At 41.7% G+C, this 24,024-nt stretch carries 24 protein-coding genes and 1 tRNA gene; 15 read left to right on the top strand and 10 right to left on the bottom strand.

Annotation, left to right across the window (positions count from 1 at the left end):
• Window positions 1-1,005 precede the first annotated feature (1,005 nt).
• From ndhL to V7L07_RS33255, 5 genes are all read left to right on the top strand, one after another.
• Complete coding sequence (gene ndhL, locus V7L07_RS33275; RefSeq protein ID WP_179068468.1) at window positions 1,006-1,218, top strand: NAD(P)H-quinone oxidoreductase subunit L; 213 nt, start codon at window positions 1,006-1,008, stop codon at window positions 1,216-1,218.
• 24 nt (window positions 1,219-1,242) lie between these two features.
• Window positions 1,243-1,554, top strand: coding sequence for a DUF3007 family protein (locus V7L07_RS33270; RefSeq protein WP_179068469.1), 312 nt, complete (start codon window positions 1,243-1,245; stop codon window positions 1,552-1,554).
• A gap of 92 nt (window positions 1,555-1,646) precedes the next feature.
• On the top strand, window positions 1,647-2,474 hold the full coding sequence (trpA, locus tag V7L07_RS33265) for a tryptophan synthase subunit alpha (protein WP_335063888.1): 828 nt from the start codon (window positions 1,647-1,649) through the stop codon (window positions 2,472-2,474).
• 236 nt (window positions 2,475-2,710) lie between these two features.
• Window positions 2,711-3,376 carry a heterocyst differentiation related protein gene (locus V7L07_RS33260; protein ID WP_335063886.1) on the top strand — a complete coding sequence of 222 codons (666 nt, stop codon included), beginning with the start codon at window positions 2,711-2,713 and terminating at the stop codon, window positions 3,374-3,376.
• Window positions 3,377-3,743: 367 nt separating this feature from the next.
• Window positions 3,744-4,052 (top strand): hypothetical protein, encoded by a 309-nt coding sequence (locus tag V7L07_RS33255; protein WP_335063884.1) that lies wholly within the window; start codon window positions 3,744-3,746, stop codon window positions 4,050-4,052.
• A 181-nt stretch (window positions 4,053-4,233) separates the two neighbouring features.
• Here V7L07_RS33255 and V7L07_RS33250 read toward each other — a convergent pair.
• The 4 genes from V7L07_RS33250 to V7L07_RS33235 form a co-directional block, all read right to left on the bottom strand.
• A tRNA-Lys gene (locus V7L07_RS33250) sits at window positions 4,234-4,305 on the bottom strand.
• A 63-nt stretch (window positions 4,306-4,368) separates the two neighbouring features.
• On the bottom strand, window positions 4,369-6,618 hold the full coding sequence (locus V7L07_RS33245) for a PAS domain-containing sensor histidine kinase (protein ID WP_335063883.1): 2,250 nt from the start codon (window positions 6,616-6,618) through the stop codon (window positions 4,369-4,371).
• Window positions 6,619-6,958: 340 nt separating this feature from the next.
• Entirely contained in the window at window positions 6,959-7,522 is a 564-nt protein-coding gene (locus V7L07_RS33240; protein ID WP_335063882.1) for a hypothetical protein, read from the bottom strand.
• Between the two features lie 294 nt (window positions 7,523-7,816).
• Entirely contained in the window at window positions 7,817-9,100 is a 1,284-nt protein-coding gene (locus V7L07_RS33235; RefSeq protein WP_335063880.1) for a glycoside hydrolase family 10 protein, read from the bottom strand.
• A gap of 634 nt (window positions 9,101-9,734) precedes the next feature.
• On the opposite strand from V7L07_RS33235, the gene V7L07_RS33230 reads away from it, so the two are divergent.
• Window positions 9,735-10,055, top strand: a complete 321-nt coding sequence (locus V7L07_RS33230; protein ID WP_335063878.1) for a hypothetical protein — start codon at window positions 9,735-9,737, stop codon at window positions 10,053-10,055.
• A gap of 351 nt (window positions 10,056-10,406) precedes the next feature.
• Here V7L07_RS33230 and V7L07_RS33225 read toward each other — a convergent pair whose 3' ends face one another.
• Together V7L07_RS33225 and V7L07_RS33220 are read right to left on the bottom strand one after the other, a co-directional pair.
• Window positions 10,407-10,706, bottom strand: a complete 300-nt coding sequence (locus tag V7L07_RS33225) for a 2Fe-2S iron-sulfur cluster-binding protein (RefSeq protein WP_335063876.1) — start codon at window positions 10,704-10,706, stop codon at window positions 10,407-10,409.
• 103 nt (window positions 10,707-10,809) lie between these two features.
• A complete protein-coding gene (locus V7L07_RS33220; RefSeq protein ID WP_335063875.1) occupies window positions 10,810-11,664 on the bottom strand; it encodes a uroporphyrinogen-III synthase in 855 nt (284 codons plus the stop codon).
• A gap of 205 nt (window positions 11,665-11,869) precedes the next feature.
• On the opposite strand from V7L07_RS33220, the gene V7L07_RS33215 reads away from it, so the two are divergent.
• Entirely contained in the window at window positions 11,870-12,781 is a 912-nt protein-coding gene (locus V7L07_RS33215) for a S1C family serine protease (RefSeq protein ID WP_335063873.1), read from the top strand.
• A gap of 97 nt (window positions 12,782-12,878) precedes the next feature.
• Here the strand turns inward: V7L07_RS33215 and V7L07_RS33210 are convergent, their stop codons facing one another.
• Window positions 12,879-13,034 carry a hypothetical protein gene (locus V7L07_RS33210; protein WP_335063872.1) on the bottom strand — a complete coding sequence of 52 codons (156 nt, stop codon included), beginning with the start codon at window positions 13,032-13,034 and terminating at the stop codon, window positions 12,879-12,881.
• Window positions 13,035-13,237: 203 nt separating this feature from the next.
• On the opposite strand from V7L07_RS33210, the gene V7L07_RS33205 reads away from it, so the two are divergent.
• The 3 genes from V7L07_RS33205 (at window position 13,238) to V7L07_RS33195 (ending at window position 16,160) form a co-directional block, all read left to right on the top strand.
• Entirely contained in the window at window positions 13,238-14,074 is an 837-nt protein-coding gene (locus tag V7L07_RS33205; RefSeq protein WP_335063870.1) for a S1C family serine protease, read from the top strand.
• Window positions 14,071-14,703, top strand: coding sequence for a response regulator transcription factor (locus V7L07_RS33200; protein ID WP_179068481.1), 633 nt, complete (start codon window positions 14,071-14,073; stop codon window positions 14,701-14,703). Before V7L07_RS33205 ends, V7L07_RS33200 begins: the two co-directional genes overlap by 4 nt.
• 227 nt (window positions 14,704-14,930) lie before the next feature.
• On the top strand, window positions 14,931-16,160 hold the full coding sequence (locus V7L07_RS33195; protein WP_335063868.1) for a glycosyltransferase family 4 protein: 1,230 nt from the start codon (window positions 14,931-14,933) through the stop codon (window positions 16,158-16,160).
• A gap of 208 nt (window positions 16,161-16,368) precedes the next feature.
• Here the strand turns inward: V7L07_RS33195 and V7L07_RS33190 are convergent, their stop codons facing one another.
• Together V7L07_RS33190 and V7L07_RS33185 are read right to left on the bottom strand one after the other, a co-directional pair.
• A complete protein-coding gene (locus V7L07_RS33190; protein ID WP_335063866.1) occupies window positions 16,369-16,653 on the bottom strand; it encodes a hypothetical protein in 285 nt (94 codons plus the stop codon).
• Window positions 16,634-16,879: a hypothetical protein gene (locus V7L07_RS33185; RefSeq protein ID WP_334698744.1), complete on the bottom strand. Its 246-nt coding sequence runs from the start codon at window positions 16,877-16,879 to the stop codon at window positions 16,634-16,636. The genes V7L07_RS33190 and V7L07_RS33185 overlap by 20 nt, the downstream gene beginning before the upstream one ends.
• Before the next feature lie 867 nt (window positions 16,880-17,746).
• Between V7L07_RS33185 and V7L07_RS33180 the strand changes: the two genes are divergently transcribed.
• The 4 genes from V7L07_RS33180 to V7L07_RS33165 all read left to right on the top strand — a co-directional run bounded on the left by V7L07_RS33180 (window position 17,747) and on the right by V7L07_RS33165 (window position 21,500).
• On the top strand, window positions 17,747-18,541 hold the full coding sequence (locus V7L07_RS33180; protein ID WP_335063865.1) for a hypothetical protein: 795 nt from the start codon (window positions 17,747-17,749) through the stop codon (window positions 18,539-18,541).
• Between the two features lie 416 nt (window positions 18,542-18,957).
• Window positions 18,958-19,131: a hypothetical protein gene (locus V7L07_RS33175; protein ID WP_335063863.1), complete on the top strand. Its 174-nt coding sequence runs from the start codon at window positions 18,958-18,960 to the stop codon at window positions 19,129-19,131.
• 100 nt (window positions 19,132-19,231) lie between these two features.
• Window positions 19,232-20,452, top strand: coding sequence for an MFS transporter (locus V7L07_RS33170; protein WP_335063861.1), 1,221 nt, complete (start codon window positions 19,232-19,234; stop codon window positions 20,450-20,452).
• A 49-nt stretch (window positions 20,453-20,501) separates the two neighbouring features.
• The gene (locus tag V7L07_RS33165; protein ID WP_335063859.1) at window positions 20,502-21,500 is read left to right on the top strand and encodes a hypothetical protein; all 999 of its coding nucleotides are present in this window, start codon (window positions 20,502-20,504) and stop codon (window positions 21,498-21,500) included.
• A gap of 78 nt (window positions 21,501-21,578) precedes the next feature.
• Here V7L07_RS33165 and V7L07_RS33160 read toward each other — a convergent pair whose 3' ends face one another.
• Complete coding sequence (locus V7L07_RS33160) at window positions 21,579-23,024, bottom strand: deoxyribodipyrimidine photo-lyase, 8-HDF type (protein ID WP_335063857.1); 1,446 nt, start codon at window positions 23,022-23,024, stop codon at window positions 21,579-21,581.
• A gap of 428 nt (window positions 23,025-23,452) precedes the next feature.
• Here V7L07_RS33160 and V7L07_RS33155 point away from each other — a divergent pair, with 428 nt between their 5' ends.
• Window positions 23,453-24,007, top strand: coding sequence for an acireductone dioxygenase (locus tag V7L07_RS33155; RefSeq protein WP_335063856.1), 555 nt, complete (start codon window positions 23,453-23,455; stop codon window positions 24,005-24,007).
• Window positions 24,008-24,024: the final 17 nt, after the last annotated feature.

Here is a 24,024-nt window from a genome sequence, read left to right as displayed (position 1 = left end):
AGCGCGAAGAGAAATTTGTTTGGAACCATAACCTTGCCACCTTTTATTGGAAGCATAAGCTTGCCGTTGCGGCAAAGTTATGGGTAAAGTCACATTGAAGCTTTTCGGTATTTTAGGTTTTTAGTGGGGGTGGAGGGACTTGAACCCACACGACCTTTTACGGTCAACGGATTTTCATTCTCTCGCAGTTTTCACTGCTACCTGATGACAATAGCTTGCTCAGATTTTAAGAATTGGACTCTCCCTTTACCCTCGACTTAACGTTAGGGTAGCTCCCGTCGGGTCTCTGCACCTTCCGAATAGTTATGAGTTATGAGTTAGGAGTTAGGAGTTTTAAATTCACTCAGCACGGGCTAAAAGCCTCGCTACCGCTAACACCACTCATGACTCAGGACTTTTTTCGGCTTGGCTCAGGATTGCCATGTCTGTCACCAGATTTAGGTTTCCCTGAGTTTGAGAGCTTCCACTTGAGGGATTTCTCCTTCAAGGCTCAATTATTTAAGTCCGTAGCGTCTACCATTCCGCCACACCCCCGCAGGTGTTTGGCAACTAGTATAACTAGTTATTTTGTAGAGGTAGCAAATACCCCCTTATCTATTCCACCATCAATTGTGTCTTTTGTCCAACTAGATTGAAAATATTTTTTCTAGATTCTGCGATCGCTTCCCAAATTTGGAAGTTTTTTTGTTTTTTCGTCATCAATCTGGATTAATTTTCGCTCTTGTTTAACCAAAGCATTTGTTTGCTAGTGCGTTTTCGATAATAGCATGATATTAGCTTTTGTGATGATATTCGTTAAATTGCCTACAGTAAAAGTACTCCAGCCCCCCAAAGCATTTTTAAGTCCCCAGTCCCAAGTCCCCAATCCCCATTACCCCTTATCCCCAGAGGGGGCCCCACCATCCCCAATCCCAGCGCGACTTGTTAAAAGCATTATGACTATACTTCTCTCTTGTCTGTCCGTTCAGCCTATGATGGGAAATAGATGCTTAAGACTTGAAAGTTATGATTGTCGCCCTGCTGTATCTAATTTTGGCTGGAGCTTACCTTCTGGTAATCCCGATTGCTGTTTTGCTATACCTGAAGCAGCGTTGGTATGTCGCTAGCTCCATCGAGCGTGTCTTAATGTACTTTTTGGTGTTTTTCTTCTTTCCGGGTTTGTTGGTTCTATCGCCGTTTGTAAATTTCCGACCCCAACGGCGACAAGTTCAAGTTTAACGAGATTGGTAGGTCATAACTCTCATGCGACGGATTGACGCTATTGGAATTGGCTTGGGTGTTTTTATTGCCGGCGGCTTGGCTTATGTAGGATTACAGCTAGTCGGTTTGGATAATCAGAAAGCTGGTATATGGAGCCAAGTCTTACTAGTCAGTGGGTTAGTTGGCTGGTTAGCCACCTATTTTTTCCGTGCGGTGGGACAAAAAATGACCTACCATCAACAGCGGGAACAGTATGAGCAAGACTTCCTACAAAAGCGGCTAGATGAGCTTACTCCCGAAGAACTAGCACGAATTCAAGCTGAAATAGAACAAGAAGAGCAATCTCAGGTGTAAAGTTATCATTAGTCAGTTGTCGTTTGTCGTTTGTTAGTTACGAATTACCAACGACTAATGACCAATGACCAATGACTCTTGACTCTTGACTAATGACTGCGATTTCTGATTGCTTTGAAACCCTTGGGCACAATCGTGAGTGCGCTCTGATTCCGTTTATTACTGCTGGCGACCCAGATTTAGAAACAACAGCAAAAGCGTTGCAGGTTCTAGATCAAAATGGAGCCGACATTATTGAACTAGGTATACCCTATTCCGATCCTCTGGCGGATGGGCCAGTAATTCAAGCTTCTTCTGCCCGCGCCTTGCAAAGGGGTACGAAATTGGAGCAAGTGCTGGAAATGTTGCAAGAGGTTACTCCCAAATTGCGATCGCCTATTGTCCTGTTTACCTACTACAACCCAATTTTGCACCGAGGAATTGACAAATTTCTTGAAGAAATTGCAGCAGCGGGAGTGGCGGGATTGGTAGTACCAGACTTACCCTTAGAGGAAGCCGCCAGCTTGCTCCAACCAGCTAGCGCCATCGGCATTGATCTGACGTTGTTCATAGCTCCTACGAGTTCAGATGAACGGATAGAAGCGATCGCTCGTTCTTCCCAAGGATTTATTTATTTAATCACTGTTACCGGGGTAACAGGAATACGATCGCAAGTGGAAAACCGCGTCTCCAATTTACTCAAACAAATTCGTAGTGTTACTGATAAACCCATCGGTGTCGGCTTTGGGATTTCCGAACCTGCACAAGCCCGTCAGATCAGGGAATGGGGTGCAGATGCAGTCATCGTGGGCAGCGGTTTTGTAAAACGGCTAGCAGAAGGGACACCAGAACAGGGATTAAATGCGATCGCCCAATTTTCCCAAAGTCTCAAGGCAGCCATCAAAACCACCAACACCAGCACAAATACTCCTCTTGATTAGACGGGGAAAGCAGATTAAAAAAGTATAACAGTGTAGTTTTTCCATCCTTGTTTAGTAGACAATTTGACCATTATGGTCTTGAATATTAACATCAGTTATGATGGTGTAAAAAAACTAGCTGATACAGTAGCTTATAGTTTGAGTATTATGTGAAATCAAGTAGGCATAATTTATGAGTGTGAGAGTGAGTCAGTCAGAAATAGTTATAGTTACGTCGCAATCGAGGAGCAAAGGCGATGAGTGAGAGTATGGCGTTTATCGGCGGGGTCGCCGTAGCTGGGCTGGCGGCTCTCGTATTGCTCAAAGGAACAAATACACCCCTACAACCGAACTTCGCTGTTGCTTCGCAAGTGCCAGGTGTAGTAGCGCCACAAGGAATGCAGCCACAAATGTATCCTTACGCGCCTTATGGGCAACCAATGTATCCTAATCAGGTTCAGCCACCAACTGCTACCAGCACTGACCAGCGCCTAGAGATGGAGAAGCTGAACACGCAGATGCAGTTGGAGCGTTTAAAAAACGATAATGAACAGCTGAAGTTGCAAAATCAACAACTCCAAGGCCAAGTCCAAAATTTCAATACTCAGCAGCAGTGGCAATTAGCCCAACAGAATAATCAACCAAAAACAACAGCACTCCAGCCGCAAACTTCTTGGTGGTCTTCACCTATGCTTTGGGCTGTGGGAGGCGCAGCTCTGACTATTGGTGGTGGTGTTGTCGTCGCTGGGGTATTGGCTTTATTCTCACCACGGCAGCGTTCAGCCCGTACTGTCCAAGTGATTCACCCCTACCAAGGAGCTACACCACCTTTGGTTCCAGTCCGTCGCGCTGAGTTCCTACCTGCTTCTCGGATGGAAGCAAGACGAGTTGAAGCCCACGAATACGACGAAATGCACGGATAGGGAAAATAAAACCACAGATAAGCATCGATTTATGATCTCGTTTCCAGGCGGAACCTGGAAACTTTGTTTATCAGGCTGCTGCTGCAAATTCAAGAGGCAGCAGCCTTCTTTTTAGGGATTCCCAGGCAGAGGCTATTGGTGACAACTTGAGAAAAAAGTAATGTGTTTATTTTTATGCCTCTCAACTCTCACTAATTATCTCAAACTCTTATCAGTCAATTAGTAAACTATTCAATAAGCGGGTAAAAGAATTAGACGACATTTTTGTTACGGGCAATATTCTAGTAAGTAAATTTGTATCAAACTCTCATCTTGACAAAATAACGTTTACTGTACTATATTCTGTACTACTATGAATTTAGGTATTATGAATCAAAAAGAAAATACAGCGCCACATCCTATTTATTTTACTTCTTCCTCAAAAATAAAAGAGTATATACCAGGAATAATTGAGACAATGGAACACCAGTACACTGGGAAACATTTATATGGTTTTCACAGCACAGCTTTTAATAAAGATTCTCGTTATTTAGAAGCAATTCAAAACGGAAATAACAAAGAACTTAACCTTTATCTAAATAATAAAGGTTTTGATGATGTTGAATTTATTTCTTTAGAGGGATGGAAAGGTTTAGAAGAAATATTCATCAAAAATAGATTCGGATGGGAGGGATAATTTTAATTTTCTAGCAAGTTCTTAAGAATTATCAGAGACAGGTTTTATAAATAGCTTATAGGTAAAGCTTATATTAATCAACCTAATTTATAATTTATCTTTATTTTAGCTATCCCCTGTGATTCTGTCTCATAGGGTAAATTTAGTTTATCCCTTGATAGAAAACTGGGATATCTGGAAGTGGGTGACGAGGGATTTGAACCCGCAACCAATAGATTAAGAGTCTACTGCTCTACCGTTGAGCTAGTCACCCACACGAATAATGATGATAGCACAAATTCTGACAATTTAGCTAGTACCGCACCCAAAAAACGAATTAAAAGGGGAATTTAACAGTGAAGGTGGTTTGACCGGCTGCACTCTCTACATAAATTGAGCCGCCTAAATGTCTGACCATTTTCTGCACTAATGCCAATTCCAATCCAGTGCCGCTATGTTTCCAAGGATCGTGTTTGGAAAGGTGATAGAAAGGCTCAAAAATCCGTGACAGTTCATTGCTGGTAAGCTCTATTCCCGAATTGGTAATGTTAAGCTCGATCGCATCCCCTGTCAGGTGAGCAAAGACTGTGATGTATTCACCGGCTGGTGTGTATTTGCAGGCATGGTTAAGCAGTTCGGTGACAATCCGCTCCAAATCAGTGATATCTGTCTCCAAAGGCGGCAAGGCACGATCAACAGTTAGGTTTAAGTGTTGTCGCTGGCAGTTGGTGAGGTCTCGAAAGGATTCGATAATCGGGTGAAGCCAGCTTTGAAAGTCAATGGCAATTAAAGTTGGAGGATCGGGTTCGGCTTCGAGATATGTGAGTGTGAGTAGATCGTTAATTAACTTGCTTTCTCGCCCACACTCGTTATGTAGAATTTGCAATAGTTGCGGAACTATTTCTATTTCTGATATTTCTGCTGGTGTGAGGACACTTTCGAGAGTCTGGACTGCAAGGCTAATGCTTGTTATTGGTGTCCGCAGTTCTTGAGAGAGGGTTCTGAGAAATTGGTTTTTTAGTCGATCGCGTTTTTCTAGTTCTTTTACCTGTGCCTGGTTTTGTTTGTAAAGCTTTGCTTGACGAATGGCGATCGCACATTCATTTGCTATCTGCTGCACTAACTCAATTTCAAATTCATCAAAAGCCTCTTGTGATGGTCTTGTCAACCAAATATTTCCCAAAATCCCTTGAGTATCGAAAATTGGACAAGCCATCTGAGCCATAACTAGCAATTTTGGTTGCCATCCCGGCAGAATTTCTAAAAATTGCAATGGTTGTTTTTGCAACAACGGCTGATAAACTTCCAGACGGTCTGCAATCTGTCTACTCAATCCTTGACATGAGGGTAAGTTAATGCTGTATTCGTAAGTGATAGTAACTAGAGTTTGGCAGGTGCTATAGAGTTCGATTTGGCAACGCTCAAGGTTCAGTAATTGTGCTAATTCTTGGGTGACTGTCTGCAACACCTGAGTTTCATCTAGACTGTCACGGATTTGTTCTGTCATCCGTCGCACCAAGGCTTCAAAGTTTCGCACCTGCTGCAACTGATTGAAGTGTTTCTGTTTTTGCAACTCCATCTGGGCTTTGAGATCCTGGATCTGCTGATGAAGTTCTGCCTGTTGGACGGCAATGCCGATTTGAGTTGCCAACTGTTTGAGTAAGTCAGTTTCCGTTTGCTGCCATTGACGCGATTCTCGGCAATGCTGGGCAATTAATAGCCCCCACATATCTTGCTCTTGAAAAATCGGCACAACTAGATTAGCTCTGATCTGCAAAGATGCCAGGAAATCTATATGGCAAGGATGCAGCCCGGCTGCATAAATATCTTCGACAACTTGAATGCAGCCTCGTCCGTAGTGTTCTGGATGTTTGCCATCCAAACAGGGATCGCTGATGTTTTTTCCCAAGAGAGGATTACTGGCGGCTACAGTTGATTCGGCAATGATGATTCCACTACCATCAGCCTCGAAGCGATAAATTAACAAGCGATCGCAATTCAAAAACTGCCGGAGTTCAATTGTTGTCTGATGCAGAATTGTCTCTAAGTCTACAGATTGATGAATCCGTCCAGCGATCACTTCTAGCAATTGCTCTCGTTCAACCTGGAGTCCAACGGCTTGTTCTGCTTGCTTCACAGGTGTGATATTGCTGCTAGTCCCAATCAGTCGATAAACCCTGGAGTTAGCATCCTTGAGTGGGGTGAGCGTCGTACTCCACCAAGTAGGTATTCCCTGGAATTGCAAACATTGTTCGTAAGAAATAGTTGTGCCGAAACTTACACAGTCAGCATAACGTTGACGCACCCTAGCAGCATCGACGGGGGAGAGAATATCCTCTGGTTTTTTGCCCCGGAGATCGTCTGAGCAAATGCCTATCCACCGCTCATGAGTGGGATTAAGGGCCACATATCGAAAATCTCCATCCTCCAGAACATCAACTACAAATATTGATGCCTGCACAGAATCGTACATGCTCAATAAAAATTGCTCGCTACTGCTTTTCTCATCTACTTCTGTGCCGAAAAGAATTTGAGGTGGTGATAATTTTGTCAACTCCATAGTTGATTCTGCTGGATTTATATTCATGCGAGAGTCCCTGTCTGGTATTACTGACTCTTCTAGGCGCTCTCTTGTCGTTAAGCTTGTAGTAGTAGATGCACTTTAGCGCCTATAGCAAAGTATTGTCAGCTGTTGCTCATCGAAATTTGGATCTTTCTCTACTTCTTGTCAGAAATCTAGGAAAGCTAATAGGAGTCAGCTTAACAAATCCTGCTTTTTGAAGGTGAAAATACATTTGCAGGTTAGGGCAAACTTACTGAAACTGGTTTTTAACAGTTTTTCCAGATTCTTGCACATATCTAAGTGCAATCATAAGTATATATCAATTAAATTTATAATTCTTAATAATAGAGTGGGGAGTGGGAACTTACAATCGCAATTTGTGGGCATTGATTCCTGTGAGGATAGCAACCAGCAGCCAAGTGATGGCTAACCCTATGACTTCGCCGAAGAATAACTGCGTTAAGTGGCGCAAGATCGCCCCCACAACAGAACCCACAGGAATAGCAACAGCCCAACTTGCCGCAGAGACAAATATCCATCGCCATGCCTGATGCTGGGAAATTGCTAACCATTGTGCTAATCCAATCCCCAAACCGCCAAGGGCACCATAAACCGCGCCTGACAAGATTCTCAGGGGAAGAATCTGAGTGCTAGGTACAATCCAACCCACAGCACCAATACCGATCGCAGTGATTATACTCCAACCCAAAAGACTTGCCAAAATCCACCTGATACAAAATATAGGTTGTTTGAGAAGACAACCTTGAAAAAGTGCGATCGCAAATCCCCCGATAGCTGCTTCTACTACCCCAACATCGGGTTTTTCACCGACTTCAATTAAGAGTAAACTCAATAAAAAACCGCCAAAAGTAGCTAAAGTCCACAGCAGTATAAAGCCAAATTTGGTATTTCCAGGCGCAAATAGCATCAAAGTTTCTTTTTTTTTCAGGAGGAGAAAGGCAGTTCTTACAAGAGGAACCCACGCTTAAAAGTGTGGTACTTAGGCTATGGACGCGTTGTATCTCGCGCGTTGTATCTCGCGGCACATTCCATTCTTATTGAGTAGGTAGACACAAATAAACCTAACTATGTAACGAAAAGTAAAAACGGTGAAAGCCTTGCGATTGCTTCACTCTACTTCGTTCCGTTCGCAATGACATAGTTATAAATTTTCTCATCCACCTACTTAGTATTTTTGATACTATTGGGAAATAACCTACAACTAAAGTTTCTCGTAATATTTCTTTCCTCCTGTCTTCTGCCTCCTGCCTCCTGCCTTTGTTTGTAATAGTCTGACAGTTTTAGCATTAAACATATCAAAAAAAGCTTTGCGTCGTTGTTGGGGTGATTCAGGTACAATGTAACCCCAAAGACTCTCCCAGTAGAAAAAAGAGACACCATCAAAATAGCGATCGCGCACTGCTTGAACCTGTTCTCTAACTTGTGCCATTTTCACCGGATTACCTACAGTTCCCGTTGATATACCAATACCTACGGGAATTAGACTTTGAGCCAATTTCACAGATGGTTGTTCTAGTTGAGCGATAAAAGATTTTTGATCATTTCGATATACCTGCAAAACTAACTCATTAACTAAACCTTTTTTTACCCAATTTTCCCAATCTTGCAAATAGTATTTGTAGGCAAAAGCTTGATAATTAGGAGACAAAGATATTTTGACTTTCGGTTTGACTGCCTTGATGGCTTGATAGATTTCCGCCATGAAATCAGTAATTTTATCGGCTCGCCAACGCATCCATTCTGGGTTGAAAGGGTCGATAGGGGGACTTTTGCCTTGATGCTCTTGCTGGTAGAGTTTGATTGTGAAGCGATCGTAGCCAAACTGTACAGGCATGCCAAAATGATCGTCAAGCTGAATACCATCCACATCGTAATCTCTGATTACTTCTAATATTAGCGATTGAATAAACTCTTGTACTTGTGGATGTAAAGGATTCAACCAAGCCTGTTTACTCACCAAAACATTGTCGATTTCTTCTGGTGGGGCATCTTGAATAGAGTTGATACCTTTTTGACCAATTGTTAACCAGTCGGGATAACGCCTTGCTAATTGTGAATAATGAGGAGTCATGAACCCGTATTCAAACCAGGGAATTACTCTCATATCTTGATTTTTAGAAAGTGTTACTATCTTTGCTAAAACATCCTGTCCACCATGCAGAAAGTTGAGTAAAGGTTGAGTATCTGAGCCTGTAGTCATTTTGGCTACAGCACTTTTATAAAAAGTATGTCCTCGGTTCCAAACTACAGGATAAATTGTATTAAAGTTGAGAGCCGATAACTGATTTATGGCACGGTTAATACCCCAAGGGACAAATAGTACACCACTAGCAACATTAGTGAGCCAAACGCCGCGAATTTCTGTAGTTAAAGGACTTGTTTTTTGGGAATAAACTGGTAGTGAAGAGGGTAAGAAAACTGTTAAAGCAACTACTAATCCCAAACACAGTAAGTAAGAAAAACAACGGCGAACAACCCGATTCATTTGTAAGCTTAACCTAGTGCGATCGGAATATATATAACTACAAAATAAAGTTGTAATCCTCCGGATGATGTAAATAAATGATGATTTAATGCCTAAATATCAATTAATAAATGTGTCTTAGCAGACAATTCTTACTAGCTGCCGATAATTCTCGATACGTACATAGGATCTTGTAGTCATTTTGGCAACTCCTATTGGAATGCAGAAATGCGATCGCGGTATTTGATTGCGTGAAAAACTCCCTACAACTCGAAAAGGCTTGATTCCCTACTTTCTGCCTATCGCACTTATGGTGAGAGAAGCGCAGCACGCAAATAAGTTCAAAAATCAAATCGGATTGCTATATAGATTCAATCAACTTTGAGTCAGTCTGATGCTATTTAAGTGTAAATACAGTGTTAGTTCCATTCTAGCTTGTATAAACTATTGGTGTTGTATAAAAAACTCTATCTAGAACGTTTTACTACCGATAAGAGAACTTTTCAAACATCTTGTAATGCTTCATGAAGAGTGCTTACAAGGAGCAGGGCTAATACCCAAGTAGATCAGTACTGAGAATAAACAGTGCTATCAATCTAAATCCGTGTAGCTAACAAGTATTTTAGTCAATCCAGAGTTTTATCAAAGGACAATAATGATGACGAAGCAGCTAGGAAATACATCGGTTGGTACAGACAATGCCGATTTTACTATAAACTTAGTTCAACCTGCGATCGCTGTAGCTTGGGATGATTGGGTAACTGTTCTCAATACAGTTCCAGATGATTTGGTGTTTTATAAATTCAATGATATTAACAGCGATATCATCAACGATCAACTAGTTATTGAGTGGAATAATGTTCATCATTTCAATAACCCAACATCTGGAGATGCAACTTATCAGACGATTTTGGACTTGAATACAGGAACTCAAAACCGGAACATTATTTCTAACTATACCAACCTGAGCCTATAAGCAAAATATGTTATTAGGCCTAGAGATATCAAGCGATCGCCGTAAAAATTTGTATCTTTTAATTTTTAACCATTAGGTTAATGCCTAAGTCCTATTTTTAGCAAAACTTAGTTATTACAGTAATAAATTTTATAGTGATAGCATAATTTTATACTTATTCACAATATGAAGTTTTTCTCTTTTACCTCAATAAAAAAGCAACGCGCAAAGCGAGTATTCGATAGTGCAGCAGTAGCAAGTATTTTCGAGTCGCGTCTTGATTCTGACTTCTGAATTCTTCTTTATCCCCACCCTATTTACTAAGAGTTGAGGGTGGGGACTTTCGTGTTATCTTAAATCCACATTTCTTAGTTAAGCGTTAAGCGCTTCTTCTTGATGGGTTTCGATAACGCAATCAGAAGTAGCATAGGCAACGCAGGTAAGAACCCATCCCTCGTCAATTTGATCGTTGTCTAAGAAGTTCTGATCGTCTTGGTTAACTGTACCTGAAATCAGCTTCCCGGTACAGGTAGAGCAAGAACCAGCGTTACAAGAATAGGGCAAGTCCAGCTGATATTCTTCGTTAGCGACCTCTAGGATGTACTCATCATCAGGGACATCAATTACTTTTTCGCCGTCTGGGGTACGTAGTGTAACTTTATAAGTTGCCATGTAAAAATTCCTAACTCAATATAAACTCCATTTTCGATACTACGGGTTTATCTGCTGCTAGTCTAGAGTCAAATGTCGTTAATTAATCTATATCTTGAGGCAGTTAGTGTGAACTGAAAGTAAGAGTAAAAAATGCTGCAATCGCTTCAGCAAATCCCTGAAATGAACTATAGTCTTTAGACACGATCGCAACATTCATACCCAACTTTTGAGCATTAGCAGTTGTATAAGGGCCGAAACATGCAATAATGCAGCCTTGATAATCGCTTTCTGAGTTAACCATTGTCAAAAAGCTTTCTACTTCTGCTGTGCTACTGAAGGCTATTACATTGATAATTCCTTGACGTATCAGGTTTAATTCCACACCATAGATACTTTTGTCTAAACCCTGCGTAATATAAGCGGGTACGCGAATTATTTCTATACCCAATTTCTGCAAATCTGTAATTAAATTGGGTACAACATCAGGCTCAGGTAAACCAACAACTTCTGGAGCAGGTATTAGGACTCTTTTCTTTTGAATTTGCGGAATTTTCGCTAGTTCAGCCACAATTCCGGCTGGACTAGGTTCTGTTGGGATTAAATCTACCTTGCCACAAAAAGCTAATAAGCTTTCTGCATCTTTTCCTAAAGCACATAAGTGACATTTTTGCACTACAGATATAGGAATATTCAAATCATTCATGCGGTGAAAAAATGCAGTGATGCCATTTCTACTTGTGAAGACAATCCAATCAAATTCGTCTATGTGGTTTAGAGCAGCATCTAACTGATTGTAGTTTGATAAATAGCAGGTTTCGATAGTAGGCATGAAAATAGGTAAACCACCTTGTTTGATGATTTGTTCAGATAACCTATAAGCATAATTTCTTGGTGCTGTTACTAAAATTCTCTTGCCATCTAGAGGTAATTTGTTAGATGGAGTGAGCAAGTTAATTTCTCTTGATTGGGTGTCCATTTGTTTAAATCTTGCTTCGGTTAAGTCAAGAGACGCGATAAATCGCCGTCTCTACAATAATCAGTCTTTTGTCTTGACGGCATTTGACTTTTGCCTTCTTGTCCTAGCCATTTTTCTAGGGTGAATTCTCCCCATTTTTCCGATGCCATCTGTGTTGAGAAAACGGCACGATATGAACATCTAAGAACATTGGCGGAAAAATCTTATGTCTTCATTACTGGCTTTGTCCAACAGTTTAGCTGACACCGTAGAAGAAGCTGGAAGTGCTGTAGTTGCCGTAAATGGGGGTACACGTCTTTCTCAAAGTGGTATTCACTGGCGTAATGGCATTATTGTTACCTCTGATGAGTCTCTCCAGCGCTATGACAACATCACCATTACGTTACCAAATGGTAGCACTGCACCAGTAACACTCGTTGGTCATGACTCTAGCACTGATATAGCTGTTTTTAAACTAGAAAATGCAGAAATACCTGTAGCAAAAGTTGGTGATGCCAAAACGCTCAAAGTTGGTCATCTGATTCTGGGACTGGCAAGAGGTAGCGAAGGTGATTTAAGGGCGGCGATGGGTGCAGTCAGTGTAGTTAGCGGTGCTTGGCGGAGTATGAATGGCGGCAATATTGACCAATTCATCCGCCCAGACATCACCTTTTACTCTGGTTTTGCAGGTGGGCCGCTGGTAGATGCGGCAGGTTTGGTAGTAGGTATGAATACATCGGGGCGGCGTGGTACTGCTTTGACTATTCCCACTGCTACAATCGATCGCGTGGTTGACCAATTAGTAGCAAAAGGACGCATTTCTAAGGGCTACTTGGGTCTGGGAATGCAGCCTGTACGTTTACCAAAGAATCTAAAAACTGCTCTCAATTTAAGTTCGGCAACTGGGGTAATTGTTGTCAATGTTGAGGCTGCGGGGCCTGCTGATAATGCAGGTGTGCTGCTTGGCGATGTTTTGGTAACGTTCGATGGCGTAACTGTTGGCGATACAGGTGATGTACTGGCGTTGCTTAATAGTAGCGATCGCATTGGTAAAGCTGTGAACGTGCAACTTGTCCGGGGTGGAGTGTTAATTGAGTTAGCGATCGCAGTTGGCGAACGACCAACTAAGGAGGAATAACAATTCAAAATTCAAAATTCAAAATTAAATTCAGCCACCTAGAAAGAGTGAGGTTTCTACCTATCTTGGGAAACAAGGATTCTTTCTCGTGCGAACGCTACTGCGAACGCGCCACTTGCGGGGGAGGTTTTAAACCTTCACTTTTTTCATAAAGAACTCGGACTTGCACCTTTTTACTCGGACGTTGCGCTTCTGAACTCGGAACTTGCACCTTTTTACTCGAACGTTGCGCTTCTGAACTCGGAACTTGCACCTTTTTGCTTGAACGTTGCGCCTCTGAACTCGGAACTTGCGCCTTTTTGCTTGAACGTTGCGCTTCTGAACTTAAAACTCTCAGAATTTACTTTCCAAAGTTGGGTTGACTAATATATTGCAGCATTCTCAATTATCCCAACCCGACTAAAAATTATTGTCAGTTCACTAACTTTACTTTGACATGGGGAAAAATTGTATAACATGGCAAACACAGCATTAACTAACATCGCTGCTGAATTGACAGAGGTAGCTGCTAAACTACGCGATCGCACTGTCAAAGTCAAAAGCGGCTCTTTGGGAGTCGGTTCTGGTGTAATTTGGCAACCGGACGGACTCATTATTACTAATGCCCATGTGGCAACCAGCAACCGCGCAACTGTGGAATTGTCGGATGGAAGGGTATTTGATGCAGTGCGTACCCAATTTGATCCACAGCAGGATTTAGCAGCCCTGAAAATTGTTGCCACTAATTTAACTGCTGCAACCATTGGTAATTCTGAGGCGCTACGAGTGGGTGAATTAGTTTTGGCGGTGGGTAATCCCTTTGCTGAAAGTGGTGCTGTGACAACTGGAATTATCTATGCCAATAATCCACGGGCTGTTATGGCTGATTTGCAGCTGTATCCTGGTAACTCTGGGGGGCCACTTGCCGATTGTCAAGGCCTTGTCGTGGGAATTAACACCATGATTGTTAATGGTTTAGCTGTGGCAGTTCCTAGCAACACCGTTGAGCGTTTTTTACAGGGAAATAGTCGTCCACAGTTGGGAGTGACACTCCAACCTGTGCTTTTAGGTAGGCGTAGCTTGGGTTTATTAGTATTGTCAATTTTACCTGATAGTGCGGCGGAAACTGCTGGTGTGCAAATCGGCGATGTTTTAATTGGAGTTTCGGGGCGATTATTTACTACCATGAATGATTTAAGTAAATATCTCCATGAAAGTAAAGGATCTGTACCGCTACAACTCCTACGCGGTAGCCAGCAATTCGTGATTTATGTTGCAGTACAAGCTGGGAAAACTGCTGTGGAGGCGACATGATTCGGGTGATGGTTGTTGCTACTTCCCCTGTAGTCCGGGCAGGGTTATCAGCTGTGGTGACAACCAATCCTCGGCTGACGGTTGTGGGGAGTGCATCCGATTTAGATGTATTGGCAAGGGAAGTTGAGCAATTACAACCAGATGTGGTGCTGGTAGATTTGAGTGGTAATCTGCAACAATCGGTGTGGGAAAAATTGCTGGTTATCCAAGAACAGCAATATCCATTAGGCACGATCGTCATTGTTGAGGAACTCGATAGCATCGACTTAGAAACGGCATTACATTCCGGTATCCGGGGGATATTGCCTAGTACCAGCACAGAGTCAGAAATTGTCGCGGCTGTAGAGGCGATCGCTTTTGGTTTGCTAGTGCTGCACCCGGATGCTGTAGAATTACTGTCTATCCGAGAAAAAGTGGTAACGAATCCCGTACAAACCTTGACACCACGAGAGATAGAGGTTTTAGGAATGCTTGGGTCTGGGTTGGGAAATAAAGCGATCGCTAAAAGCCTACATATTTCTGAGCATACCGTCAAATTTCATCTCTCATCCATTTTTCAAAAGCTCAGTGTTTCCAGCCGCACCGAAGCTGTTGCTGTAGGTGTCAGATTGGGTTTGATTATGCTGTGATTATCGGTTGGATGGAATATACCTCATTGCATACAGCGATTTTCAGTTGAGTAGACTCTAAAAAAGACCTAACCCCCAGCCCCTTCCCTGCAAGGGAAGGGGAGTAGCCTCCAAACCTCTCTCCTTTTAGGAGAGAGGTTTGGAGAGAGGTCTATTCAATATCAAATGATGACATACAGCCTCCAATCAGGTCATGGTGTATGTATCAAATTTGATTCATCACTTGTATGAACATTTTAATGCTATCTTCCACCTTTCCCTACCCACCAACACGCGGGGGAACCCAAGTTAGGACATTTAATTTACTTAAGTATCTCAGTCAACGCCATACTGTCACCCTCGCAACTCAACGCGAGGGTGATGTTACAGAGGCAGAAATCGCCGGATTACGCGATTGTGTCGATCATTTAGCCATTTTTGAACGCCCGCCAGATTCTCAAACCACCGGAATATTCCAGAAAATTCAGCGATTTGGGAGATTCTTGCAACAGGGAACACCGCCAAGCGTACTTAATCGCTACTCAATTGAGATGCAAACATGGATTAATAACTGGGTGGAAGCGGGAAAATGTGATGTAATTACCTGCGAACATAGCGTCAATGAAATTTATATCCAATCGCATTTTCAGAAACAGCTAAAAACCATAGTTAATGTTCATAGTTCTGTTTACGCTACCTGTCGGAACCAGCTAGCAACGGGTATTTCCGAAAATTCCCTGAGAGATAAAATTAATCTGCCACTTTTGCGGCGTTATGAGCAAAGCTACTGTGCTAAATTTTCGGCAATTGTGGCCACAACTGAAGAAGATAAAATTCAACTACAAGAATTTAACCCCAATAGTGAAATTACAGTTATTCCCAATGGCGTAGATTTAGTTTCTTTCCCCAACCGTACCACCGATCCCGGAGGACATCGCTTAATTTTCATCGGTGCAATGGATAATTTAGCAAATATTGATGCTGTCTGTTTTTTCAGCAACGAAGTTTTACCAGAAATCCAAAAATTGTATCCTGATACAACTTTCGATATTGTTGGTTCTCATCCAGTTCCAGAAGTTTTAGCACTCGCTCAAAAACCAGGAATTAATGTACTTGGGCGTGTACCTTCGATGGCAGAATATTTACACCAAGCCACTATCTGCGTTGTATCGATGCGGACTGGGTTTGGTATTAAAAATAAAACTTTAGAAGCAATGGCAGCTGGCATACCTGTAGTAGCGAGCGATCGCGGCTTAGAAGGGTTAGCTGTAGATGGTGCTAATCATCCACTTAGGGCATTACGAGCAAATAAACCGGTAGAATACGTCACCGCTATTAGTCAACTATTCGATCGTCCACATCTGCGTTCAGAATTGTCTCACAACGGCAGACAACTGGTAGAAACAGAATTCACTTGGGATATTGCAGGTAAAAGCTATGAACAAGTTTGTCTTGGGAAAATTAATCGTAATTCGTAATTCGTAATTCGTAATTTCAAACTACAGATCCCCGAATTCTTAAAGAATTCGGGGATCTTATTTTTCAATAGATAAATTCTAATTGATCTTGATTATCGTTGTGAGATAAATATGTGTAGAGACGTTGCATTACAACGTCTCTAAATCCACAGTGCAAATGCTCTTATCTAAATCGTATTGATTTTTAGTTAGCTTTTGAATCAGCACATCAATTATTGTCAAACCTAGTCGAACACCCTAACACAAGTAATTTCTTCTGCTTCTTCTGCTGATTTTTATGCTTGAGGGTAGTCAAATAATTATCAACGTAGCGAAAAGCCGCTGCACAATCGTAATCAGCAATGGCTATAGCTTGTAAGAAAACCTTTGGGGGAATTTCAAACCCTAAAAATTTTTCTGTTAAAATTAGTAAATCTTCGTCTGTGGCTGGAAAAGTAGTTTCTTCTGCCCCTTCTGAATCAGAAAATATATCATTAATTAATGCTCTGTACACTTTGTACCTCCCCAAAAGCATAAGATGCAAAGCCTGTGATAAAGTTTAGTTGCTGATCGCGAGTTTGTAAGTTAACTGGGAGTTCAGTACCAGGACATCCGATCTCTCGTAAAATTTCCAAACAATAGGTACTGAGTTGAGTGTATGGAGCTTGCTCCAATTCTTGAGCTACCTCTAGAGCCATCTCCAGATTGACTTGGATAACCGTCTTTACAGGGTTGGTCATAAACACGCCCTAATAAACTGGATGCTCTAAGTTTTGATCACAAGTACGAATAGCGTAACGGTGTTTTTGCGGAATTTATGAAGAAGGGAAATTAAAATATCAGCGCATTTGCGGTAATGTATCAGAAATTATGAAAACTCGGCTGAAAATTCGGCAATTTTGATTTAGGTACGTAGGCGTAGCCCGTCGGAGACATCGCCGTTTGCATATTTTCTGACACAAGAACGCAACGTATTTTTCTTTCACGAGATATATAAAAGTGCTAGGACTTACATATCCTACATAGGTAATACACGCAATTGGGATATTTCAGCCATGTCTACAGGCCACGCCTACGCAAATATGCGAAGTAAATCAGGGTTAGACGAAGCACCTGAAAAGACTAAACATCGTAATACACATTATGGTTAATTTTTACAGTGTGTAAATCCTAAAATATTAATTATCTTTAAGTAGACTTCATCAAAAATTCATAGTTTCGCTCCTTGTACTATGCAAGTATTACAATGAGCAAATACATTTGATATGCAAACCTGTACAGGTATATATAGGAATCCTACTTGAATCTTGCTCAGTATACTGAGAAGTCAAGCTTTGTATGTCAAGCTTCTAGGCAGCTTGATTGTTCAAAAATCAAATAGGAGTCCTATATCATGTCAATTACTGTTAGTACTTCTAATTACTTTTGCCTTTTTACTTTTGCCTTCTTGTACTAGCGTCTCCCTTTCTCCCAAAGGTAGATGCTGCACGTAGCTTGCTTCCCCAAAGGGGTACAACTCTCTCAACTACAGCAATGCATTGCCTCATGCTGGGTGTTGAATTATTGCATTTTGATGATATTTTCTAAAAAGTTAAGGAGTAAGGCGAGTGGCATTTACGATCAATCAATTATTCAAGTTGTCTATCAAATATTTACCAGTAATTACAGCGATAGTAACGGTTATTCCATTACCAGTTAAAGCAGCTACATTTTTAGTAACTGAACGCGCTGCTTTAGGAGGTAATGATGAAGTTGATTGGGGGAGTTTAGGTAAAGTATTCAATCCGGTAGCTCCTGATTTTTCTGTTTTTTTACCTAACTCTTTCTCCACAACATCCCAGGATGGTTTAAGTTTGGATATAAATATAGCTCCAACTAATAATCCTGGGATTACTCCACCGTTTGTCTTTCAAACTTTACCTTCCCCTGGCATTCGGAGTAACTTCGCTCAAGGAGATTTTGTTCTCTTTGGAGGCATAGATCCAACAGGTTTTATACCTCTTCCTCCTGGTACTCCTGATCCTGGTACTAAGGGGAACGGCGGGCCTTTTAGCATTAGTTTTGCCCAGCCTGTTTTTGGCGCTGGTACTCAGATAGCTGTAGATACTAGTAAATTGAAAATTGAAACTTTTATCACAGCTTTTGATAACACTAATAACCTATTGGGTAGTTTTTCAGTTCCAAATGTTTCGTCCCTAGCATTAGATAATTCGGCAGTCTTTTTGGGGATTCGTAGTGACACTGCAAACATCTCGCGACTCGTTTTTAGCAGTTCTGCTCCACAATACGGCTTGGCCATTAATCAGGTAAGTATTCTTGCAGTTCCCGAATCAACTTATACCCTGGCAATATTAGCTTTTGGTATTTCAGGTACCGTTTTGAAATTACGCCAACGCACTTGATACTTCCAGGGTGTGCAAATAGATTTCATTTAATAAGCTAGAGGTTTTGGACATACTCAAACTTATGTAAGTGGGTAAGAATAAATCAACATATAGGACTCATATTTGATTTTTGAACAAAACTCAGTACACCTTTATTCCTTCTTCCCAGTCCCCAGTCTCTTACCTCTACGAGTGATTCAGAAATCAAAGATGCTCGATAGCGCAGCGTTAGCGACGCAGGAGCGTCTGACTCGCTACCGCTTCGCTATCGGATTGCTATATATTACATGATATTAATTCAATTGATTGTAGTTATAGACTCCAGCCCTGAAAATAAAACTGGATTTGCTGACTATAAACCTTTAATTATTCCTACCCACTTACTTTAGTAGATAAATTCAATATAATTCTTGTATTTAGCTAAATTCAACTCCATGTCATACAAAGAATTAGAAAACATCATAGATACCAAGATCCAAAAAGCTATCCGAAAGCACGAGTTAATAGTTGCTTTTATTAGTAGTATTATTGGTTTGGTTTTTATCATGGGTTTATTCCACGCTATCTTGCTCAACCACACTCAGATTAATGCCTTTTGCTTGAGGTGATTACTGGTTGCATTCAATGGATTTTTATGATCAAGCATTCCCTGATGTCCATAAAACTAATCCGAGCTATACATATTTTTTATAAAAGAGAATTGCACAGATGGAGAGTAAAAATAATGGCAGGGCTATATTCGTTTTATTCTTGACTGTATTTATAGACTTGCTCGGCTTCGGAATTATCCTACCGATACTGCCTTTGTATGCTGAACAATTCGGTGCAAAACCTAATGAAGCAACTTTACTTGTAGCTATTTATTCTTTAATGCAATTCTTATTTGCACCATTATGGGGCAGATTTAGCGATCGCTACGGCCGTCGTCCAATTTTATTACTGACTTCATTCGGTTCTGTAATTGCATACGCAGGGTTAGCCTTTGCCAATTCATTATGGATTTTGTTTATTGCCCGTAGTCTTGCCGGGATTATGTCAGGGAATATTGCCACTGCTCAGGCGTACATAGCAGATATTACCACGCCCGCTAACCGCGCTCGTGGTATGGGGATAATCGGAGCAGCTTTTGGTCTTGGCTTCATTTTCGGCCCAGCTATTGGAGGTCTTCTGATCGGGTCTGATCGGGACAACGCTAACTTCCATCTACCGTCACTGTTCGCAGCCGGATTATCTTTATTGGCATTTCTTTGTGCTTTGATGTTACTTTCAGAATCCCTAAATTCTGAGACTAAAGTCAAAAACCAAGTTCATCGCTACCGTCAACGACGGCTGAACTTGCTACAACTTTCACAACGTCCCCAGTTTTGTGTGCTTGTTGGTATCTACTTTTTAGTTACCTTTGCTGTTGCAGCTATGGATTCTACATTGGCTTTATGGTCTAAACAGCAATTAAACTGGGGCCCTCAACAAACTAGTTATCTTTTTGCCTTCATGGGGATTGTAAGCACAATCATTCAAGGAGGACTCATCGGATTGCTCAAAAAACAATTGGGTGAAATCAAGTTACTTATCTTGGGGATATTAGGGTTAGGTTCAGGATTACTCTTAATTGGATTCTCACAAAGCTTAACTTTATTATTAGTCGCCTCCACACTTATGGCATGGGGAATTAGTGTTAGTCAACCAATATTGAACAGCCGGATTTCCCAGATGACAGCCCCAGAAGAGCAAGGACAAATATTAGGAATTGCTAGTTCTTGCTCTGCATTGGCACGCATTGGGGGCCCAATGTGGGCAGGGGTTAGTTTTATGAAACTTGGGAGTTCTGCTCCTTTTTTGAGTGGATTTTTACTAATGCTGACAGCTTTGACTCTTAGTTTGCGAGTGACTAAAAGCGCATCTGAACCAAACACAGAACGTGTCGCCTGAAAATCTAGGTCTTAATTTAAGAATTACGAATTACGCATTATAAATTACTATGATAGGTCGCCGAGTATTGTTTTTAGGCATCTTTGTAAGCATCCTCCTCACCTATGCAATTTGGTTAGGTGGGAGTATTCCTGCAAGCATCATTAAACTTCCTGACCAAGGATTAAACTGGTACTACTGGAAGCTTCCAAACCCCACCTTTTGGAGTCGAGCGACGGCTTGGAGTATGTACCTTGGGCATCAGTTTAGCATCTGGGCGTGTATCTTATGGGCGCAGCGATGGCTACGCCCGCCGCAGGCATCGCAATTGAAATATAAATCAGCCTTGCACCCGATTAATTACCTCATGCTTGCCATTAATGGTGTATTCATCGCTTTACACTTTCTCCAGACCTATATTTGGTACGATGCTCTAGCTCAAGATACTTCCATTTGGGCTTCCCAAGGTGCGGTTGTCCTTCTACTGGTATTCGTACTGATTTTGGAAACGCCTCGACGCGGTTTATTTTTTGGCAATTCTGTTCCATTCCATCAACAATTTTTGCAAATTATCAAGCTGTACCACGGCTACTTTTTTTCCTTTGCCGCTATCTACACCTTCTGGTATCATCCAATGGAAGCGACTTTAGGGCACTTAATCGGTTTTCTCTATATGTTCTTGCTTCTGCTCCAATCGTCGTTAATCTTTAACCGCAGCCATGTAAACCGTTGGTGGACATTCTCTTTAGAAATTACGGTGGTTTTACATAGTGTCGTTGTGTCATTGATGCTCGGACAAAGCAAGTGGCCAACATTTCTCTTTGGTTTTCTTGGCATTATGGTGCTTACTCAGCTTCACGGTCTACCTGTGGGTATCTGGATTAAACGTACTATCTACGGAGCCTTTGTAGTAAGTGTACTGGCCGTTTATGCACTAACTGAACGCGGCTTAGGCAGAATTTATGAAGTAACCTATATTCCTCTGATTGAGTTTGGGCTGGTTGGCGCAATTTACTTAATCTTTTTGCTCATGTTATGGACAATTTCTCGCTTACCTGTCAAGACGTGAACTGCTGCGGCGCTACTGGCAGCAAAATGCTGTATATCATAATATAAACCCTAAACAACCATTCAAAAACTCACAATTTTACTTGCCATTACTAAGAGCTTTTTGCTGCTGATAACGCTGTTTAAACTGCTGTTGTTGTATTTGATGATCCACAATTGGATCGGGATAGCCAACAGCATGACGTTCTAAAGGTGGAATTTTACCAGTAACTAAATATTCTGTATCTACAGACCGCAATTCTGATACCCATTGCCGAATATATTCGCCATCTGGATCAAATTTTTGTGCTTGACTGGCTGGGTTGAAAATTCTCACAGGTTTAGGGTCCATACCACTAGAAGCACTCCATTGCCAGCCGCCATTGTTAGCAGATAAATCTCCATCAATCAACTTTTGCATAAAATATTTTTCTCCCAATTGGGGATTAATTAGCAAGTCTTTGGTGAGAAAACTGGCAACAATCATCCGACAGCGGTTGTGCATCCAGCCGCTTTCATTTAACTGGCGCATTGCTGCATCCACAATGGGGTAGCCTGTTCTCCCCTCACACCAAGCTTGGAAATGTGCTTCGTTAGTTTCCCAGGGAAAGTTTTTGAAAGTGTCGCGGAAAGCACCATCAGCTAATTCGGGAAAGTTATACATTGCGTGTTGAAAAAACTCCCGCCAAGCTAATTCTTGTTGCCATGTGCGGATATTAACTGCTGTTTCTTCACTGCGGCTGTTTTCCAGTGCTTCTATAGTGGCTTGCCAAATGGTGCGAATGCCAATTACCCCAAATTTCAAAGCCGCACTCAGTTGTGATGTACCGTCAACTGCGGGGAAATTTCGCTGTTCTTGGTATTCAGTAATCGCTTTATTAGTAAATTCTTCTAATCGTTCTTGCGCTGCCGCCTCTCCCGGTGAAATAATCAATTGTTCATCCCAAATAAACCCTAAATCTTTCGCTGAAGGTAATGCGATCGCTCCTCCAAGTTTGGCAATTTTCTGTTCAGCTTCCGTTAAACCCTCAACATTTTGTAGTGTTTCTACTGGTTGAGCCTTTGGCTTAGTAATCCAATTTTTCCAGAAGGGAGTATAAACTGTGTAATAACTGTTACCACCCGTGCGGATCTCATCTGGAGAGTTGAGGATTTGATCCCAATTTTGGTTAAGAAACTCAATGCCTTTTTCTTTGAGGGCATTTATCATTGTGCGATCGCGTTCTTGTGAATAAGGTTCTACATCCCAATTCCAAAAAACAGCTTTGGCATTTATTGCCTCTGCTAAAGCTGGTATCGCTTGTACAGGATCGCCGTGGAGTATTAACAACTGGCTACCAGCTTGAGCATATCGTTCTTGGAGTTTCTGTAAACAGCCAATCATATAAGTTACTCTCACAGGAGCAACATCATCCCGTTCCAGAATATTCGGATCGAGGCAAAACACGCCCACCACCTTCGGACTCTGCCGTTTTGCCGCAGCCAGTCCCGTATTATCAGAAATGCGTAAATCGCGCCGGTGCCAAAACAGAATTAAGTCAGACATTCCATGCTGCATATAGTTCACCCGTACTAGCTTAGATGCTAGTGGTACCAATGAGCATCATTCTGGGGATAAATTTTTTAATGGGGATTGGAGATTGGGGATTGGGGACTGGGGACTGGGTATTGGGTATTGGGTATTGGGGATTGGGTATTAGAAAACTCTTCTCTAATCCCTATTTCCTATTTCTTACTAGACAATGTTTGAAAATTAAATATGCATTACCTGAAACCCTTTGTAGGGACAATTCATGTAGACGCAAAGCGGCTTCGCACAGGGTATTAGTCCCTACGCCAATTATTTAGATGTCTACTTCCGATCTCCTACTCCCTAGTCCCCAATCCCCAATCCCCGGTTTCTCAGTCGGAAATGGTGGCTTTTTCTATAAAAATTGGGTATACTCTTTTTAACAGTTAATTAGTCTTTTTGTCATGGCTAACCTACTACTTGACGACGGTAAGATTGAGAGCGACTTAGGCGAAATAGCTCGTGAGCTTGAGTCTCTTGGTATTGAACTTAGACACTACGACCCAGGAACATCGCTACTCTTTCCCGATCTGCTAGACCAGGACGTTTTAACTGAAGCTGAGAAACGTTATTGTGTAGAACTCCATAACAGCGTCTTTGAATTTATTCAGCAAGAAAATGGCGGTATCTGGTGTGACTTGCTAAATGTGCATCCAGGTTCTCTCAATCTTCACCAGCTGATAGCAACCTACGGACGTTACCATACTCATCCTGCCGCTGAACCCCTCTACGTGTTGGCAGGAGAAATGATCTATGGCTTTGTGCGTCCTGATGGTAGCCAAGTACAGCTTTTAATTCAGGCACAAGATTATCTCCACATCCCCGCAGGCGTTGAGCATTGGTGTAGTCCAACTGCATCGTTGAATTTCAAAGGGATACGCTATTTTGCGATCGCCGAAGGCTGGGTTCCCAATTATACAGGTACTCAAGTGAGTGATTCACTCAACAAGCCGTATTAAAGCTGGGTTTTATCATA

The sequence above is a fragment of the Nostoc sp. genome (genome assembly GCF_036916985.1).
Taxonomy (GTDB): Bacteria; Cyanobacteriota; Cyanobacteriia; order Cyanobacteriales; family Nostocaceae; genus Nostoc.
The sequence above is the reverse complement of the archived record's forward strand: the minus strand, read 5'-3'. Positions and strand labels throughout refer to the sequence as shown.